This is a genomic window from Polyangiaceae bacterium (assembly GCA_016715885.1).
In the GTDB taxonomy this organism is placed as follows: domain Bacteria; phylum Myxococcota_A; class Polyangia; order Polyangiales; family Polyangiaceae; genus Polyangium.
This window is the reverse complement of sequence record JADJXL010000018.1, coordinates 299,581-318,400: the sequence shown is the minus strand read 5'-3', so window position 1 is coordinate 318,400 and position 18,820 is coordinate 299,581. Positions and strand designations below refer to the sequence as shown.

The 18,820-nt window shown below is 60.7% G+C and carries 16 protein-coding genes and 1 tRNA gene; 6 read left to right on the top strand and 11 right to left on the bottom strand.

From position 1 onward, the window contains the following. Positions 1-18: 18 nt before the first annotated feature. The gene (locus tag IPM54_22420; GenBank protein ID MBK9262546.1) at positions 19-510 is read right to left on the bottom strand and encodes a hypothetical protein; all 492 of its coding nucleotides are present in this window, start codon (positions 508-510) and stop codon (positions 19-21) included. 447 nt (positions 511-957) lie between these two features. Between IPM54_22420 and IPM54_22415 the strand changes: the two genes are divergently transcribed. Next, positions 958-1,833, top strand: a complete 876-nt coding sequence (locus tag IPM54_22415) for a 1-acyl-sn-glycerol-3-phosphate acyltransferase (GenBank protein ID MBK9262545.1) — start codon at positions 958-960, stop codon at positions 1,831-1,833. 2 nt (positions 1,834-1,835) lie between these two features. Here IPM54_22415 and IPM54_22410 read toward each other — a convergent pair whose 3' ends face one another. Next, positions 1,836-2,384 (bottom strand): GNAT family N-acetyltransferase, encoded by a 549-nt coding sequence (locus IPM54_22410; GenBank protein ID MBK9262544.1) that lies wholly within the window; start codon positions 2,382-2,384, stop codon positions 1,836-1,838. A 187-nt stretch (positions 2,385-2,571) separates the two neighbouring features. Here IPM54_22410 and IPM54_22405 point away from each other — a divergent pair, with 187 nt between their 5' ends. Then, positions 2,572-3,807 (top strand): hypothetical protein, encoded by a 1,236-nt coding sequence (locus tag IPM54_22405; GenBank protein ID MBK9262543.1) that lies wholly within the window; start codon positions 2,572-2,574, stop codon positions 3,805-3,807. Between the two features lie 79 nt (positions 3,808-3,886). On the opposite strand, the gene IPM54_22400 is transcribed toward IPM54_22405, so the two are convergent. Continuing rightward, positions 3,887-4,345: a DUF3565 domain-containing protein gene (locus IPM54_22400; GenBank protein MBK9262542.1), complete on the bottom strand. Its 459-nt coding sequence runs from the start codon at positions 4,343-4,345 to the stop codon at positions 3,887-3,889. Positions 4,346-4,558: 213 nt separating this feature from the next. Continuing rightward, positions 4,559-7,678: a DUF11 domain-containing protein gene (locus IPM54_22395; GenBank protein ID MBK9262541.1), complete on the bottom strand. Its 3,120-nt coding sequence runs from the start codon at positions 7,676-7,678 to the stop codon at positions 4,559-4,561. A gap of 222 nt (positions 7,679-7,900) precedes the next feature. On the opposite strand from IPM54_22395, the gene IPM54_22390 reads away from it, so the two are divergent. After that, positions 7,901-8,530 carry a histidine phosphatase family protein gene (locus tag IPM54_22390; protein ID MBK9262540.1) on the top strand — a complete coding sequence of 210 codons (630 nt, stop codon included), beginning with the start codon at positions 7,901-7,903 and terminating at the stop codon, positions 8,528-8,530. Between the two features lie 62 nt (positions 8,531-8,592). On the opposite strand, the gene IPM54_22385 is transcribed toward IPM54_22390, so the two are convergent. Both IPM54_22385 and IPM54_22380 read right to left on the bottom strand, forming a co-directional pair. Then, positions 8,593-8,665, bottom strand: a tRNA-Ala gene (locus tag IPM54_22385). 64 nt (positions 8,666-8,729) lie between these two features. After that, positions 8,730-10,748 carry an HTTM domain-containing protein gene (locus IPM54_22380; protein ID MBK9262539.1) on the bottom strand — a complete coding sequence of 673 codons (2,019 nt, stop codon included), beginning with the start codon at positions 10,746-10,748 and terminating at the stop codon, positions 8,730-8,732. A 115-nt stretch (positions 10,749-10,863) separates the two neighbouring features. On the opposite strand from IPM54_22380, the gene IPM54_22375 reads away from it, so the two are divergent. Then, positions 10,864-11,118: a hypothetical protein gene (locus IPM54_22375; protein ID MBK9262538.1), complete on the top strand. Its 255-nt coding sequence runs from the start codon at positions 10,864-10,866 to the stop codon at positions 11,116-11,118. 100 nt (positions 11,119-11,218) lie between these two features. Here IPM54_22375 and IPM54_22370 read toward each other — a convergent pair whose 3' ends face one another. From IPM54_22370 to IPM54_22350, 5 genes are all read right to left on the bottom strand, one after another. After that, entirely contained in the window at positions 11,219-11,755 is a 537-nt protein-coding gene (locus IPM54_22370) for a hypothetical protein (GenBank protein ID MBK9262537.1), read from the bottom strand. After that, entirely contained in the window at positions 11,752-12,321 is a 570-nt protein-coding gene (locus IPM54_22365; protein ID MBK9262536.1) for a hypothetical protein, read from the bottom strand. Before IPM54_22365 ends, IPM54_22370 begins: the two co-directional genes overlap by 4 nt. After that, positions 12,318-14,507, bottom strand: coding sequence for a DUF3570 domain-containing protein (locus IPM54_22360; GenBank protein ID MBK9262535.1), 2,190 nt, complete (start codon positions 14,505-14,507; stop codon positions 12,318-12,320). Before IPM54_22360 ends, IPM54_22365 begins: the two co-directional genes overlap by 4 nt. A gap of 74 nt (positions 14,508-14,581) precedes the next feature. Further along, the gene (locus tag IPM54_22355) at positions 14,582-14,851 is read right to left on the bottom strand and encodes a DUF4266 domain-containing protein (GenBank protein MBK9262534.1); all 270 of its coding nucleotides are present in this window, start codon (positions 14,849-14,851) and stop codon (positions 14,582-14,584) included. 83 nt (positions 14,852-14,934) lie between these two features. Next, positions 14,935-15,543, bottom strand: a complete 609-nt coding sequence (locus IPM54_22350) for a hypothetical protein (protein ID MBK9262533.1) — start codon at positions 15,541-15,543, stop codon at positions 14,935-14,937. A 155-nt stretch (positions 15,544-15,698) separates the two neighbouring features. Here IPM54_22350 and IPM54_22345 point away from each other — a divergent pair, with 155 nt between their 5' ends. Continuing rightward, positions 15,699-16,265, top strand: a complete 567-nt coding sequence (locus IPM54_22345) for a TlpA family protein disulfide reductase (GenBank protein ID MBK9262532.1) — start codon at positions 15,699-15,701, stop codon at positions 16,263-16,265. Between the two features lie 311 nt (positions 16,266-16,576). Continuing rightward, positions 16,577-18,820 (top strand): carboxypeptidase regulatory-like domain-containing protein, encoded by a 2,244-nt coding sequence (locus IPM54_22340; GenBank protein MBK9262531.1) that lies wholly within the window; start codon positions 16,577-16,579, stop codon positions 18,818-18,820.

The window sequence follows — 18,820 nt, the reverse complement described above, 5'->3', positions numbered from 1 at the left end:
GTCGATGCGACGGACGGATCAAGCTTTGCGCACGCACCCTGTGCCATCGTCGACGAACCGGCCACGTTGCAGGGCCAATTCGAGAGCAGCGTCGAGCCCGCCGAGAATGGCACCACCGCGCTGCAAGCGCGAAAAAGCAAGCCCCGTGTTCGATGCAGCCCAATACGCAGCAAAACGCAGCGCTGCTTCTCGCTCGGTGGGCGATTCATCGAGCGCACTCGTCAAGCACATGATCCAGTCGTCGGACGAGTAGTCTCGAGGGTCCGGACGAATGGCACGAATCTGACCCCGCTTGGGGTGATCGAAACGTCCCTGCTCAACTCCTGCTTCGAGCACCTGCGCGATGAGCTCGCGGACGGGCGATCCGCGCCGAGCTGCGCCCTCGTCGGCAAGTCCGAGCAGGACGAGCGCATCCACTATGCGCCGAATCGCTTCTTCTTTTGCGAGAGGTCCTTCTCCAAAAAGAACCTCGAATGCCCACGCAACTTGCTCGGAAAGGCCGAGCTGCATGATGGGTGATTCACCCGTGGATTCCGCTTGCGAAGGCGAGACTCGCGACGCTGGCTGCTTTCGAGAAACTCTCATTTTGCCGTTCTGTATGCCCGAAGGCGCTGAGCGAGCGGCCTATGTACTGCTCTATGAGCGCGTAGTCGAGTCCCGAAAAGATGCTCTAAGACGAAAGAGTCACTTGTGATCCAAGCTTCGAGGAATGGAATACCAAGGTACACGACCAGGACGACCGCTGAGCGTACTCGTTGTATTCGGAAAAAAAACCAACGTACACAGCCGATTTCCATAATCGCCACAACTTGTTTTTGCCGTCCGCAATAAAGCTGGAGAACGCGAAAACATCGATGATTTGATTGCACAAAGGCTTGGATTCGGTAGCTATGGTCGATTGTCGTGCTATCGTCGGCGATAAACTCCAATTGGGGTGCCTGCGATACGAGCTCGGCCATGAGTAAGCAAAAAGCGCACGATTTGGGCGCACCGCGACGACATAAGTACGGGCATCACGTCCCACAAATCGAACAACGCGTCCTTCAACGGTCGCATCGAATTCTGTCACGGCTCATCAAATCGTATTTTCGCAGCGAAATCCGGGGGACGGAACGATTGCCCACGTCGCAGACGATCATCGTCACGCACCACGATGGCGGCATGCTTCCGATCAATGGGATCTGCTTCGGCGTGCACTGGTATGATCAATTCGGCTTCGATCGCCCGCTTTACGTCCTGACGCACGATGCGCTCCATAGCCTGTGGGACCCATTCTCCAAGCTCATGGCGGATTCCGGTCTTCTCCGCGCCGATCGCCGGGCCATGGACGCGGTGCTCGCCACCGGGCAGTCCGTGCTATTGTTTCCCGGAGCCGCTCGAGAATCGTTCCGGAGCTTCTGGAAGCGCCGAGATATCGACCTCGGCGGCCGAAAAGGATTCGTAGCTCAGGCCATTCGTTGGGGACTGCCCATTACGCCGATCGTCTCTGCAGGAGCGCACGAGACCGTCATTGTTTTGTCGAGTGGTCAGAAACTCGCCGAACGCCTGCGAATACCTAAAATCGTTCGCTCCGCAGACGTGCTCCCCCTCGTCGCCGGTTTCCCTTGGGGTGTTTGGGCAATCCCGTTTCTCCCTCAAATTCCCATTCCAGCAAAAATCACGACGGAAGTGCTCGCGCCCATCCATTTGTCCGAGGCACTCGGCCGCGATCTTCGCCCCGAAGACGCGCATGACGAAACCATCGTGCAGGCCGGCTTCGACCTCGTCCTCACCCGCATGCGGCAAGCCATCGATCAACTCTACGACGAACGAAAATACCCGTTTGTTGGCTAATTTTAGCCTTTACGCTTCCATTCTTTGCGCAATAGCCCGTACACGCATTGATCGACACGCCGACCTCGAATGACGAAGTGGTCACGAAGCGTGCCCTCGTGCACGAACCCAAGCTTCTCCGCCAACGCTCGCGATGCTCGATTGCGCACGTTGATCAACGCAAATAACCGCACGAACTCCGTGTGCTCAAACACATGGTCGACGAGTTGTGTCACCGCTTTCGTCCCAATACCTTTGCCGTGATGGGCCTGCGCGATTTGATAAGAAATCTCGGCATACCCGTGACGAAAAGCGGGCCGGAGAATCGCCACGATTCCCACACTTTCCGCCCCGTACTGGACGATCCACCGGTGCTCCTGCTTTTCCTGGTCGGTCAAATCCGGCCTAGCTGCCGAAAGCCGACGTTTCAACGCCGTCACGGACCATGGCTCGATCGGCATGTACCGCTGTGCCAACGGCTCGTTGCGCCACGCAAACCATAACTTCGCATGAAGGGCGCGCGGCGCAATCAGCCGTACCGAAGGAGTATTCGTAGCCGTCGAGACAGTCATCGGCATTGCCATGAACAGGAATGCAGAGCGCCCATATCTTATGGGTTCGATTCCGTCCACGCAATGGCTCCGACGAAGTCTCCCGATTCTCCGACCGCCTGCGACATCCTGGTGACCCTCATCGAGAAATTCGGGATATTCATCTCCAGTGTCCCTTGGCTTCCCCCTCACCCTTCGGAGTCGTCCCATGGCCATCAAGTCTCGAACACGTCGTCCGTTCGCGTCGGTTGTCGTCACCGGCAGCTCCCTCGTGCTGCTCGCGCTGATGCTCCCCGCCTGCAGCCTCGAAACAGAAGGCGTGTTCGAATCCCCGACGGGCTCGGGCGGAAATACGGGCGGATCGTCGAGCGGCGGAGAAGGCGGCGGCACGTCGAGCAGTGGACAAGGTGGGGCTACGACATCGAGCAGCGGCCAAGGCGGAAACGGAGGGGGACAAGGCGGCGTCGGGGGACAAGGCGGTTCGGGGGGACAAACCAGCAGCTCGAGCGGTGGGCCCGTGGACCCGGAAGACTGCCTGGATGGACTCGACAACGACAAGGATGGGGCCGTCGACTGCGCGGATGACGATTGCGCCGTGGGCTTCACGTGCACGGATGCGCCTCCGGATGGCTGGTCTTCGGTCGCGCTCGAACGCGGCATGGGAGCCCCACCCGGCGCGACGCCCTGCGACAACGGCGCGACGCCTGAAGTGCTTTTCGCTGGACCAGCGGGAGCTGCGGAATGCACAGCGTGCACGTGCGGAGATCTCATGGGCACGACGTGCAATCCACCCGCGCTCACGTGTTACGTCGGCTCGCAAGCATGCAACTTCGGCCAGCAAAACTGGACCGACGATTTCCCCAACGGCGACTGCGCCAAACCCGACATCGGCCTTGCCGTCTCGCTCTCGTGTCGCTTGACCGGACCAGCGTCGGTCGCGGAGCCCGGAAGTTGCGCGCCGTCGAAGAGCGACTTCCCGAACAAGGACACGTGGATGGGCTGGGTCCAATCGTGCGCCGTCAAGACAGGCACGGGAGGATGTGCTGCGGGCACGGTGTGCGCTCCGAAGCCCGGTCCGACGCAGAGTTTGTGCATCCGGCAAGATGGCCAGAACGCTTGTCCCGCCGGATGGGCCACCGTCGTCGAAGCCTACGTGGACGCGAAGGACGATCGCGCATGCGCCGATTGCTCGTGCGCAGCAGCGCCTACGTGTACCGGAGGCACCTACGAAGTCTTCGACCTCGACGGCTGCGCCGCAGGCGGATCGTCGAACCCCATCGCCATCAACAACAACACGTGCCGCAACGTGTCGGGACAGCTCGACTCGGACTCATGGTCGGTCAAGCGAAACCCGCCGATGGCGGGCGGAAACTGCACGCCTGCAGGTGGAGAGCCACAAGGATCGGTCCAGCCGACCGGTCCGGTGACGTTCTGCTGCAAGTAACGAGCTGCCGTTCGTCAGGATTCGTTTGAGCACGTAAGGTTCGCCTCGGAACACCAAGGAAAACCTTGCGTGCCATCGTTTATTCGTCCGCTTTTTTCAAGAACACGACGTGGAAAGAAACGGAGCCGATGGGCCGCACGTGATGCACCACCTCGGGTTCGACGACGCCCACGACACCCGGTTTCAGCACGAACGCACCGCGATCGCAGACGTACTCGAGTTTTCCATCATCGACGACGATGTGCCCCCACACGCCGGGTTTCAAGTGATGATCTCGAAGCAGCCCCGCGGGCACGGTCGCTTCCGTGAACTGCGCCGTCTGCTTGTAGGGCTTCGCGTCCGCGGGCACGGTCGCCATGTTGCAGAACAGGCAATCGAGCTCGGCTCCGAGTTTGTCCTGCCGACCTTTTTCGGTCGTGACCCATTCGCGTTGTTGCCACGGTGGATCGTGCCGCACGTGCTGCGGGTGTCCGCACTCGAGCTCGGCAACCCAAGCTCCGTCCGCGTCTTGGTGAAACCCGACGATCTTTCGACGCATGGTCTCTCCCTGATGGTATCGCGTGCACCTTGAGACAAGGTTCATCCGGGGGGTATGGGGGGCAGAGCAGTCGTTCCCCCTCTCCGCCGCGCCGTAGGCGCGAGGGGAGAGGGGGTTAGGGGGTGAGGCGCGAGCCCCCCATCGTGACTGGCCTCGCGAAGCGCGCGTCCCACGCGCGCGAAGCGAGCGTCCAACTCCGGGCCTGGGTTCAAACTAGGTTGATCGGCGCTTGCGTCGGTGGAGCGCGATGAGCGCCAAGCCGAGCAGAGCGATGCCGCGAGCATCGTCGCCCGAGTTTGTCACGGAACAATCGCAGCCGCCACCCACGGCGACAACGCCGCCATCGGCAGCCCCTCCGTCGCCGCCTGCACCGCCTGCACCACCAGCTCCACCCATGCCGCTGCTGCTACTGCTGCTGCTACTGCTGGCGGACGGATCGAAGCACGTGCCGATGGTCGAATCCATCGACGTGCACTCCTGACCGGTCGGGCAACCATTGCCCTCGGCACCTCGGCAACCATCGATGCAACCCATGAGCGGACCGCACACCTTGCCGCTCGTTGCGTCACCGCAATCCACATCGGTCGTGCAAGGCTCGTCATCCGTCGTATCGAGCGGGTTTGTCTCTCCCGCATCCACCTGACCGTTGCCATTGGCGTCTTCACCGCCATCGACGACGCCACCATCGTCGGTGTCAGCATCGAGCGGCGACGTCTTCGTCGTGGGATCGAGGTCGGGTTTGCAGTTTGCCGTGTTCGTTCCAGGTCCCGTGCAGTCGTAGCCGAGCTCGGTGCCATCGAGCAGCCCGTCGCCATCGCTGTCGGGATCGATGACATTGATGTTGCCATCGCCATCGGTGTCGACCGTGGGGTTTGGTTCGAGGCCATCGGGCACGCCGTCGTCATCGGTATCCGCGTCATTGGGATCGGAACCCATGCTCGTCTCGTACGCATCCGGAAGGCCATCGCCATCGGCGTCGGGCACCGTCGCGTCGTCTGCCCCGTTGAGCGGGTCGATCTCGCCGTTGTCCGTAACGCCGTTGTGATTGACGTCCTCGGCGCCGTCCGGAACGCCGCCATTGTCCGTGTCGGCATCGAGCGGTGCGGTCTGCGTGGCACCCATGTCGGCGTCGGCGATGCACGTTCCAGCGGCCGTGTTCGTTTGAGGATTGCTGCAATCGAAGCCCATCTCGGTGCCGTCGAAGAGGCCGTCGTTGTCGCTGTCGACGTCGAACACGTTCGCCAAGCCGTCACCATCGTTGTCGATGGACGGGTTTGGCTCGGCACCATCGAGCACGCCATCGTCGTCGGTGTCGGCATCATTGGGGTCCGAACCAATCGTGGCTTCGGTTGCATCCGACAAACCATCGTTGTCCGTGTCGACGACGCCCATGTCGTCCGTGGGATCGTTCGGATTCAGCTCTCCCACATCGATCTGTCCGTTCAGGTTCGCATCTTCGGAGCCGTCGGACACGCCGCCGTTGTCGGTGTCGGAATCCAAAGGATCCGTCGTCGTCGCGCCCATGTCGGCATCGGGAATGCACGATCCTGCCGCCGTGTTCGTCGCAGGATCGGAACAATCGAAACCCAGCTCGGTGCCATCGAAAAGCCCGTCGTTGTCGCTGTCGCCATCGAGCGCGTTGATGATCCCGTCACCGTCGGAGTCCATGTTCCAATCGGGCTCGCCACCATCCAAGACGCCGTCGTCGTCGCTGTCGGCATCCATGGGATTGGTCCCCGCTGCACCCTCGTCCTCGTCGGACAAACCATCGCCGTCCGAGTCGACCGTGACTTGCGTGGGAGGCGAGCCGGGGTCACCGCCATTGCCGTCCGTCACGTATCCCGCTTCGGGCGTGCCTTGCAAACCAGCCGCCGTGATCGTGGCCTGATTGAGAATCGCACCCGCCGTATCGGGCTTGATCGTCACGCGGAACCGAACGGTGGTCGACGCGCCCATGTCGAGCGTGCCGCCGTTCATTGCATCGGCGCCCGTTCCGAGACGCACGGTGACGCGGTTGTTTGCCCCGTCGAACTCGCCTTGATCGTCCGTAGGCATGTCGGACTTGCCGCCCGGATTCGGGCCAGCCGTGATCTCGATCGAGCCTGGGACGTACGTGACTTCAGGTGGCAGGTCATCGACGAGCACCGTGTTGACCGCTGCATCATCACCCGTGTTCGTCACGCTGATCAAATACGCGAGCTCGTCGCCAGGCGTCAGGTTGCCCCCGTTGAGGTCGACGACGACCTTCGTCGACGAGCTCAGATCCGGCGTCCTCGTCGTGATCGACGTGATGATGCCGCCGAGCACGTAGGTGTCGACGCCCTCGAGAGTGGCTGCGATGTTGGCCGAGGTTTCTCCGGGCGTAACACTGCTCGTGATGTCGAGCACGTCGAGATCGATGCCGCTCATGCTTCGCGCAGTGCCCGTGAGCTGCGGCAGATCGCCCACGACCGACACGGGGCTTCCGAGATACGAACGCGTGCTGTTGAAGATGTTGTCGACGGGGTTGATCGCGTCGAAAATTTCTTTCCCGTTCCAGTAAAACCGATCGCCCGTCGTGTCATCGCCGTCATAAGCGACCAAGCCGAGCTTCGCGTTGTACCCCGCTGGTGGCACGGTAAAACCCATGATGGTCGCTTCCACCGGCGCTCCATCGGCAGCCTGTTCGAGCCCATCGTGAACGGCAATGCTCCGCAACTGCTCGCTTGCGTCCGCGTAGACGACGACCATCCACCAACCCGTGGACACTTGCGGCTCATTCAAACCAACGAGGTTGACCGAATCGACACCGCTCAGGCGATACGCACCCGGGCCATGCATTTGCACGATCGGCGTGATGTCGGCGACGGACTGGTAAAGGCTTCCGGCAAACACCGTGGAGGCCGAATCGATCGCCATGACGTTCTCGGAAAAACCGCCGGGACGCTCGAGCGTTGCCGTCAAATCGGCAGGTCCCCCCAATGTCGTGCGCGCCGACCAGTACAAGAACGCGTGCGTCACGGTCGCACCTGGAGGCAACGTCAGCACTGCGGTGGAGCGCGCATTGGCTACCGCAATCATGTTGTTTGCCGCCGCCTGCCCCATCATCGGCGTGTCGGCACTCCAAAAAACGTCCGGCGAGTTGTCCCCCGTCTGACCGCCACACGCTCCGACCATGCCCACGACCGGTGTGGGCACACCCGGCCCGCAATCATGACCAAGCGTATTTCCAATCAATACGAAGTCGCCGCGTTGTGTGACCTGTGCGCGAAGAACCGGCGCGGCTGTCGCCGTGCCCGCAGCGCTCGCCAATAACGCTGCAGTTATTCCCGAGATGATCGTGCGTTGCCTCATGAGTCCCCTTCGACAGACGCCATGGGTGGGCGTAGTTAATCTTGAAGTAAGCGCACGTTCACCAAACGCGAAAGTGCACAAATGATCAATACGAAGTAGCGCGAAACGTCCCAACACACGATAGCTCCCGAGCACCCACGAGCGAAATCGACACACATTAAAAAAACTTCATCTACGAGCGCTACGATCAGCATCGTGCGCATTGATTTGGATTCGTAGAAAATGTCACTCGAACTGATCATCGTCCGACACGGGCAATCCGAAGGAAACCGCGACCGCATGTTCACCGGGCATGGGCCGTCGCCCCTGACCGCGCGAGGCCACGAGGAAGCTCGAGCCGTCGCCCGGCGCATCTCGGAAAAGCCCGTGGATGCCTTGTTTTCGAGCGATCTGCCGCGCGCCGTGCAAACGGCCGAGCCCATCGCCGAATTGACCGGTGTGCCGATCATCCAAGACCTTTCGCTGCGCGAAAAACATTTCGGCGACCTCACGGGCATGCGTTTCGCCGACCTCGAAGCGCAGCACCCGGACGTATGGCGAGGGCTGCTCGCGCGAGATCCTCGATTCCAACCTCCAGGCGGCGAGTCACACCACGAATGTCGCACTCGCATGAGCGGATTTCTCGCGCGGCTTTTCGAAAGCCGATCAAGCGGCCGCGTGGTGCTCGTGAGCCACGGCGTCGCGATCAATCACCTGCTCTACAGCTTGATGAGCACCCCGCCCGACGCTCCGCCGGCGATGGTGTTTCAAATCGACAACTGCTCGATCCAGCACGCAGAACGGCAACCAGACGGCCTCGTGCGCATCAAGTGCATCAACGACTGTGCGCATCTCGCGAGCTTGAATTCGTGAGCAAATGCAACAAGCGCCGCCATCGTGTTCCGATGAAGCGGCGCCTGCATTTCGTAACCGGGTGGACCTGACAGGGATCGAACCTGCGACCTCTAGAGTGCGATTCTAGCGCTCTCCCAACTGAGCTACAGGCCCTTGCGAGACCCGCGGACTCTACTGACGGGAGCACGCGAGTCAAGTCGAAAAGTTCAGGCGACGTTCAGCCGCCCGAAGGAGCTGCCGTGGCGCGAAGACGCGCGGCTGGGTTGTCAAACGAAAAAAGCTTCTGTTTCTCGAACTTGTAAGACTGCGTCTTCCCGAACGGCGGATTGACGTCCCGGATCCAGTACACGTCACCCGACACGATCACGTCTTCGGCACGCCCCGTGCGCTCGGGCAAGCGCAGCATGTAGTCCTTCATCACCTCGCGGTATTGCGTGTGATTCGTCGTCTCGCGGATGCGGTTGAAGTAGTCGCACCAGATTTGGCTGAGCCGAAGGCTCTTGGCGTTCAGCAGATCGAAATTGGGTGGTTTGCCCGTGAAAGGATCGATGAGCCGACCATCGATGGTCTTCGCCTCGACGACGAGCGTTCCGTCGTCCATGACCGGATTGGGCGAAAACATGTACCAACCTTGCGAAAACCGGAATTTCAGCGTGATCGTCCGAAATGGTTCCAGATGGGGCCATTTGTAGAGGTTTTTCGTGGACCATAGGTCCAAAAGCGCTTGGTTGATGACCGCGGCGAGCATCGTGGCCACGAGCAGCTCGCGCACGCCCGCGAGAAACCGACGCCCCTTGTTGCGAATCGGAGACACTTCATCAATGGGCGATCCCGCTTTCGGCGCGCGCAATCCAAACGCACGGGAAACCTGACGCCGAGCCAATGCTTTCCACACGGCATCGACGAGGTGCGAAATGCCAGGCAATCGATATTTCCACGCAATCGCCGGCCCGAGGGGCAGCGCTGCAAGGATGTCGGCAAGCGCCGCGGAATGATGCAGCACGCGGCCGCCCGTCGGACGCTCGACCACAATGCCTTCATCGAGCCCCGCTTCGGCGCGATACGTGAGCAGCTCGTAACGATCGAGCCGCTTCAGCAAGCGACAAACCCATAACGCTGCGCCCGACGATTCGTTGAAAACGACGACGCGAGCGCGATGCGTGCGACGCATGGTGCGGACAGCGAGGTTCCAATCGTCCGTCGTGAAGAGGAGCGTCGAAAAAACGCACAAAGACCACGCAAACGGTCCGAGCACGAACGTGGTTCCAAATCCGATGTGCAAAATGCACATGAGCGTCGCGGCAATTCGACGCGCCCAGGTTCTCCCGAGCGGCGACGCAAGACATATGGGGATTGCCGCCTCGGACGCGAGCACGAATTTCGTCGCCACGAGGATGAGTATCGGCGGAACGAAATCCCGCACGAGGGCGACGATGGGCGTCACCATGCGATCGACATAAAGAACGTAATGAACCGCCGTGCCGTTTTTCCACGCACCGCCCGTCTTGTGAATGACGTTGAAGTAATAAATGGCGCTGATTTGCAAGAGTATGGCCGCCATCGCCAGCGACACGTGCGGCTTTTCGAGGTGCGGTTCGATCACGCCCGTGCGGTCGTTCAATTCATCTGCATTCGCTTCTTTTCGCCGACGCATCGATGCAAGGAGGCCATCGATCGAAAACCTGTCCCCCAGCGGCAAAAAGCACGTCCACATCAGGAGCAAGCTGTAAACGACGTAGCCGCCGTTTTCGATGAGGATCACCCGCCCATTGAGGCCCCAGACGAAGACGGCCGATACGATCTGTGCAATGCGCGTCTTGTATCCCACGAGGACACAAAGGAACGAGCAAAGCATGACAAACCATAATGCCCAAAGCTCCGGCGCCGTGGAAAACGCATTGACGATGGAAAAGATCCCCCACCCTTGATGACGCCAAAGCTGAACGTGGTTCGGCAAAACTCCTTTGTCCGAAAACATGGCCAGCCAATCCGGCGTGCGCCGGAATAGATCGGTGACCAAAAGAAAACCCAGAAGAATACGGCTGAAACCGAGCGTGCGGCGATCCACCGAAAAGTAGACATCGCGGATGATCAGCCAAAAACCTTGCAAATGATAAATGAGCGACGGGAAAAAACCCACGGGCCCGGCATTTCCGTCGTCCGCGGCTGCCGCACTGCCAGACTCTTCGGCCGACTCGACCGCCCGTTCTTGCTCGTCACCTGCAGCAGCACTCATGGCAAACGCAAACCCTCCGCAGCCGCCAAGCACGCGATGAAATCGCCCGCCGACATCTCCGAATTAGCGCGTTTCCGCGCGCGATGCATCCTTCACGAAAGCGTCGACAAGCGATATGCTCGGGCCTCTCATCGCACCTTCGGCCTTCAATATGCTCGACGCTACGGAACGGAAGACTCTCGCGTGGTGTATGTTCGCCGCCGGCGTGTTATGCCTGATTCCCGGCGAAATCCCCAAAGGCCCCTTGCCTTTGGATTACGCACGCCAAATCGTCAAACGACTGCTCGATCACCACGCAAGCCACGGCGCATGGATGATCTGCATCCTGATGGTGGTGCACCACATGTGGCGATCGCGACGGGAAGCTTGAAGCCGGGCCTGGATTTGGACGCTCGCTTCGCGAGGCCTAGTTTACGTTGGGGGGTCGAGGCTCGCCTCCCCAAACCCCCCAGGATCAGACCGAAACCAAATCACGGATGCCCGAGCTCGACCTCGCATTGCGCCGTGTCGGTGATGCCGGTGAGCCAATTCGTCATACACACATCCCCAGGCTCGCCCTTGTTCCATAGGAGCCCCCCCTTGTGCTTTTCACGCAAGCGTGCCTTGCGCACGATCGTGAGCACATCCGGCGATGACGTCTTCGCATACACCTCGGCCACGAGCTCCGGTTCGAGCGCACAAATGCTGCGATAGTTGTCCTCGAGCTCCGCAAGCGTCGTGGGCTCTTTGCCGCCCGAATAATACTCGGCGTAGTTCTCCACGTTCGGCGATCCTTCGGGCTCGTAACGACGCAAGCCGTACTGCCCATAAATCCGAAGCGGACGCGACGCATGGCCATGACAATCGAGCGTCGCACAACGACGCTCCATGACCGCCGAAAACGAACGAAAAACGAGCGGATCGAACGGCGGAGCAACGACGTCCTTCACACCAGCCTCGAAGTCGCCACATCCGACGATGCCGCTCGCGAGTACCATGACAAACCCAACCGCTCGCATCGTCTTCATGGTTTTTTCGCTCCCGGGCACGTGGGGTCCTGAGGCGGGAACGGCGGGACGAGATCCGTTTCGGCACACGTGACCCACCCCGGTGAACCTTGGTTCGGCGCACCGACGTGACATCCCGCGCACGAACCGTCGCGACTGATGCGCGTCGACATGACCACGCGCTTGGTCGATTCGAGCGATCCGGGCACGGGATACTCGAGCTCGGCGCGAAGCGGAAATGCCGGCTTCCATTCAGCAGCCGTGACGAAGAAGTTGCCCGAGCAATTGGTGGTCTTCTTGAACTGATCACCAAACGCATCGGTGAGCGTGACAGTGACGTTCTCGACCGGAAGCGGATTCTTGTCCGTGGGAAACGCGTAGATCGTTCCCGCCACGGTCATGATCGGTTCGTCCTGCAAATACTCGCCATGGCAAAGCACACACGGTTGCCCCGCCCGATGATGCTCGCCGATCGGCACGTTCGGATCTTCTTCGCCGAGCGCTGCGATGCGTTCATCGACCGCGCGGTTACCGCATCCCGCGGCGAGCAACACGAGCAACACGAAAAGATGACGCGCTCGGTTCATTCGACATCGACCTCCAGCCCCAACGCGCCGAAGTAACCAAAGCGCTGCAAGATGTAGAGCGTGTTCAAGAACTGCGTGTAGACGACGTCCCCGCTGAACGTCATGCCCCAATTTTTCGCTTCGCCAAACGAAAGACGCGCACCCGCACCACCGGTGAACGCAAAGAGCGGTCCGAGCTCGCGATCGCCCGAACGCAACGCGGGCACTTGCAACCCCGTGGCCGTTCGTTCCGCGACGTACGCGAGTTGCCAGAAGTCGGTACCGGTCTGCGCGTGAAACCGCACGTGCGGCCATATGCGAAGGCTCTTGCCCACATCGAAGATGAAACGCATGTCCGTCGTGGTTGCTTTGAGTCCCCAGCTATCGGCGTAGAGACGCTCCTCCGCGCGCAGCGTGCTCGCGGAAAAACGACGCGCATACCGTCCCGCGATGGCAAACCGCTCACGGCTGAGCGGGAGCTGTTCGAGGATACGTTCAGGGTTGCGGAAGAAGTCGACGGTCGAGAGAGCCAAACCCGGAAGAACGCGCGAGGCGATGTCTTTGGAGAACGTCGGAATGTAACGATACGGTTTCGAACTATCTCCAACCTCCGCGACGATCGACATGTTCACCGTGACGATGGACTGTTTGTCGAGTACGAACGAGGAGGCCAAGTCGAACGCGTGCCGCATGATGCGCCGTGAGAACACGCCGTACGACGTACCTGCACGACCCGCGATGTCGTACGAAAAGTCGTAGCTGATGCTCGGCGTGATCGTCTTCTGTCGCAGATCGATCGCGACGGTCGTACCCACGGACGATGCGAAGTAGTCGGGCTCGATGGAGAACGCGGTGTGAAGGTTGACGTCGACGTCGCCGAATTTCTTGTGACCTCCAATGGCCGGCACGTACCGCTGCTCGGTCCACCTGGGTGACGCCGTCGCGACGATGTCGGTCGATGCTGCGGTGACGACATCGACGAGGAACGATCCGCCGAAGCCCCAGCCGTTCGTCGGGTGTTCGAAGTTCGCGAAGATGGCGGGCGACAGGACGTCGACTTTGTCCGAGTCGTGGTAGCCGGAGAATTCGATACCGAACTTTCCGTTGAGCCCGAGCTTGCGGTTTTTCGAGACGCACTCGTCGAAGTCGTCCTGCGTTTGTGCATCTTGCATGCACTTGACGAGCGCCTTGTCGATCGCTTTGCCTTTGGGCTTGAGCTTGATCTCGACGCTGACGGCTTCGCCTTCTTCGAGGTTCACCTTTTGCTCGAAGGACATCTCGTCACCCTTGATCTTGCCCGTGGCGAACACGGTGCGTTCGCCGGGGTTGACCAGGATCTCGGTGTCGAGTTTGTCGGGCGGAACCTCGGCGCCCCCCATGCGCACCTTGAGGTCCTGCACGTTGGCGGGCTTCAGAATGGTGACCTTGGGAAGCTTGGCGCGAAGCTCGTCGGCGCGGCTCCTCGCCATCTGCACCGTGCGTCGAATGTTCGCCTTTTCTGCAGCTTCCGCCGTTGCTTCGTAATCCGCAATGGCTTCGAGCCACATGCCCGCGCGCGCTTCACACGACGCCACGAGGAACTGCGTCGAGGAGCGGTACTCGGCTTCGTACGAGAGCCTTCCGTACGTGATGCAGTCGTCCCACTCGCGTTCCTTCTCGGCCTTGTACGCTTCGACGTAATAGAACGAGCCTTCGCCGGTTCTCCATCCACGCGCGGGTCTTCGCCCGTCGTATTCCTTCTTCGGTTTCTTCCCCGAAGAAGAAGGCGACGTCGATGGTGTCGAGGAAGAAGAAGTAGACCCGGACGAACCCCCGGATTTCGCTTCGGCAAAAACCTTGTCGACGTTGGCGTTCGTGAGGTTCGCGGGCGGCGTGATGGATGCGTCTTCTTTGAGCGCCGTGGCGAATGCCGACTTGGCGTCTTTGGTGCGCCCGAGGCCCACCTGGGTCATGCCGATGGCAACGTACAGCTTGGCGCGAACTTTTGAGCTGCAAGCAGTTTTCTTGGCGCAGACGGGTTTGGTGACTTCGAGCGTCTCGAGCGCCTGTTTGTAGTTGCCGTCCTTGTAGTCGGTTTCGAGGATGGTTTGGACGAGCGTGTCGACTTCCGCGTCGTTCGATCCGGCGAAGGCGCTGGGAGCGCGTGCGACGACGATCGTCGCGACGACGAACAGAAACGACCAAACTTTTGAGATGCAACGAATCACGCGGCGGCCACTATAACCTCGCCGCCAGCCGCTCGATGGCGACAAGACGGCAATGAGACGTTTACAAAGCAGCGTCAGTTGCAGCCGCAGCCGCTACCCGTTCCCCCACTTCCGCCGATGGCACCTTCCGTGATCGCTCGAAGGTGCGACTCGCCAAACCCCGCCATGTCGCCGGCGGTCATGGTGGGATGCGCGAGTTTTCCGCGTTCGTACGGAGCAACGGGTGCGCACCCAGCGCCACCGAACAGGCCCGTCGTGAGAACGAACGCGGTGACGTACGTGCTGCGTCGTTTGGATACGTGCGCAGCAGCGAGGCTCAGGATCGAAGAGAGGCGTGACAACATCGCTCGAGACTCCGAAAAGCAGCCGAGTTTCTCGTCATATAACGCGGTTTTTCGCGGCTCGCGTCAAGATCGAAGCGTGAAGTTCAAGGACCAGCGTCGGGAGTGTCGCGCCGCAAGCCGCACGTGGCCCAATTTTGGATGAGCGCCAGATCGGCTTCGCTGAAACCGCTCGGAGGCGGCATCGGTGCACCTCCGCCGGCGACGCCCGCGAGGTTGCAGAGGATCCACGAATGGGCCGGATCTTCTTCGTTGATGTAGGGGTAACCCTGCGAGCCCGAGTAACCCTTGAGCTCATCGTAGAACGCGTTGGGGTCCGTGGCGGACAGGACGATGCCGCGCGCTCCAGGCGCCGATCCGTGACACCCGCTGAAGGAGCAGTTGCCCGCAGGCCCCGTGAAGATCGCGTAGACGTCGTTCCACGTCGTCGTGCAGTTCAACGGGTCGGCTTCTTGGGGGATGTCCGGGCAAGCAACTTGGTTTGCCTGAATGAGCTTCGGACCGCCCGGAGGTCCGTAGGGACAGTCGTCTTCCTTGTCGTAAAAGTTTTGCCCTTCCGCGCACGACTGGTCCCCGACGCTGACTTGGCAGCCTTGAGCGACGAGGACGCCGAGCGCGGGCAGGAGCAGAAGAAAAGCCCGCCACGTGTAGCGCGACAGGCTCCTTTTCGTGGGAGCCGCGAACATGAGCGACATGGTGCATCCGGCGCGACACAAAGTCGACAGGCTGAGGTAAGCTGCGCGCAGCGTAGCGCGGTGGGCACATGATCCCGGCGTCGTGATCGTTCAACGGATGCAGCGAGATCCATGCGAAGAAACCATCGCTTTCATTGAAACAACAGGAGACTTGAATGAGCTCGAGATCGTCGTTTGTCCGCACCTTCGGCGCGCTTCTCACGGGCGCAGCCCTGACGCTGACCCTCGTTGGGTGTGGCGGCGCGTCGGGCGGCGCCGGAGCCGAGTCTGGCAACTCCGACGGATCGCTCGTCGGCCAACCGGCTCCCGACTTCACGGCAGAAACCGTCAGCGGCGACGGGCCGAAGACCGTGAAGGAAGCGAACGGTAAAGTCACGATCATCGACTTCTGGGCGACGTATTGCGGACCGTGCAAGAAGTCGTTCCCGAAGTACCAAGAGCTGGTCGATCAGTTCGGCGGAGACCTCGCCGTGCTCGCCGTCAGCGTCGACGAGAAGGACACGGACAAGGCCAAGCTCGAAGAGTTTGTCAAGGCCACGGACGTGAAGTTCTCGGTCGTCTGGGACAAAGAGCAAAACGCTGCCAAGGCGTACAAGCCGCCGAAGATGCCGACGGCGTTCATCGTCGACAAGGCGGGCGTCGTGCGACACATCCACGCCGGCTACGGCGAAGGCGAAGAAGAGAAGATCGCCGACGAGATCAAAGCACTGCTCGAGAAGTGAGCTACCAGGACAAGGTTTGCACGTTCGCTTCGCGCGCATGAGACGCGCGCTGCGCGAAGCCAGCCTCGCGCCTCACCCCCTAACCCCCTCTCCCCACGCGCCTCCGGCGCGGCGGAGAGGGGGAACTAGCGGCTCTGCCCCCCATACCCCCGAAATTCGAACGGATACCTCTGCAGGACGAACAAGGCAGACGTTTCTCCGGACAACCCTCGTGCTCGGCGGCTTCGCGAGCGCAATCGGTTCGTTCGTCATCGAAATGTCTCGGCACCTCGACTTGCACCCACCAAGCAAAACTGCTGTCGTCTGAGCTCATGAGGAAGACGCAATTGCGCGCACTGCCCTTCGGAACGCTCGTGGCCAGCGCCGCTTTCGCCCTTGGCTGTGGCGAGGACAAACCAATCACCACGACGGGATCCGGCGGCATGGGCGGCGCGGGATCCACGATATCGTCGTCTTCATCGACGGGCTCCACGTCGAGCAGCTCGAGCGGCGCGTTTCCAGACGTCTTCACGGTGACGGGCATCGTCACGGACGGCGAAAAGCCCGTGGCTGACGCGATCGTGCTGCAAGGCGGAGGCAAGCCCGCGTTCGTGACAGGTGCCGATGGCACGTTCACGCTCGAAATGACCACGACGATTCCGGGAACGCCCACGGTCGTGGCCTCGAAAATCGGTTATCGAACGGGCGGCGTGGAATTCATCGAAGCGCCCGTCGAATCCGTGGAAATCGTCATGCACGAGGTAAAACCGCCGGACAATACGATGGGGTATACCTATGGCCCGCCGGGCGTAGGTGATGCCGATATCGACAATTCGACAGCCGTGTGCGGTCATTGTCATACGACCATCGTGGCGCAATTCAATACGTCGGCGCACGCGAAAGCCACGAAGGATCCGTTGGTGCAAGACCTTTATGCGGGCACGTCGAATGCCGATGCAGCTTCGTGCACAGCCGCTGGCGGAATTTTCCGCCAAGGGCTCGTGCCAGGCACCGCCATGGACACCAAAAACAAATGTTACGTCGGCGGCGGCGTTCTTGCGGATTTGAATGGCTGCGGAGCGCCAAACGATCTCGCTTGCGACGATCCGACACGTCCCGAAATGGAAAAACCAAAGCTCTTTGGCCATTGCGCGGATTGTCATGCAGCAGGTTTGCCAGGTCCTACCGGCGGGCGCAATCTCTTGGATGCCACGGGCACCTCTTTCGATCACGGCAACCATTGCGACGTTTGTCATAAAGTGAGCGACATCGACTTGGAAAAACCGCCCGGCGTCGCAGGACGGCTCATCCTTCAAAGACCGCGGGAAACCGTGACGGGCATGCCCGGAGCGAAATTGCGTCAAGTAATGTACGGGCCGCTCTTGGACGTGCCGAATAAATTCATGGGCGGGAGCTACCAACCGAAGTTTTCGCAAGCCATCTTTTGCGCCGGGTGTCACGAACAAGAGCAAGACGCGCTCGTGCCGGGTACGTCCATCGATCCAGCTCGGTTTCCGTCGGGTTTGCCCACGCATTCCACGTATTCGGAGTGGTCGGACAGCGCATGGGCCATGGCTGGAGCGCATTGCCAGCATTGTCACATGCCGCCGAACGACGGGCTCACCAACACGGTCGACACGACGAAACCCGAAAAAGCGAGCATTACGAATGGATTCGTGCGGCCACCGGAAGAAATTCGATCGCACGCTTTCCGCGGACCTTTGACGGGACCAAACAGATTGCTCGATGTGGCGCTGGGCATGTGGCTCGCCGCGGAAATCGTGGGCAATGAGCTATCGGTGTCGGTCAAACTATCGAATCAGGGCGCGGGACATGCCGTACCCACGGGCGAACCCATGCGATCGCTGCTGCTCGTCGTCCAAGCAAACGCATGCGGCGAAAAACTCGCGCTCAAAGGGGGCCTTTTGCTCGACGACGTGGCTGGAGCGCTTTCTCGCGGCATCGTGGGGCAAGACGTGACTCCATCCGGCAATGAATGGTCGTGGAGCGCTGCGGCAGCCATTGCAAAACCAGGAAACGTCATTCGAGTCATTCGAGACTCGGGGCAATGGATCGATTATCCAGGAATTGGTTTTTTTGCAAATCCGTTGCTCGGTCCAGCAGAAAAAGGGCTTCCCCTTTACGCGCCCGTGGGTGAAGCGCGCATCGTTTCGGTCATGGACAACGTGCTCACCGTGGACGAGTCGATCGTGGCCGAACCCGGCGATATCGTGATGCTGGGGGATTCTTTCAATGGCGATTTCGCAGACGGAGCATCGTCGCTTGCGCTTGCGGGTGCTGCGGGGCAATCGTTCGCGCGGGTGCTCGTGGATGCAGCAGGCACGCGGCTCGTTCCGCATTACAAGGCGGTGGACATCGTGAGCGACAATCGCCTCCCGCCACTCGAACCAGTGACGACGTCGCATCTATTCGAGCTTCCTGCAGGTTGTCCGAGCGCATCCGTGACGGCGACGGCGCTGTACCGGCCGGTTCCGCTGCAATTGGGCCGTTTGCGAGGGTGGGAAACGCGAGATTGGGTGGCTGCGACGCGAAAAGAAGTGATTGCGATACCTTAG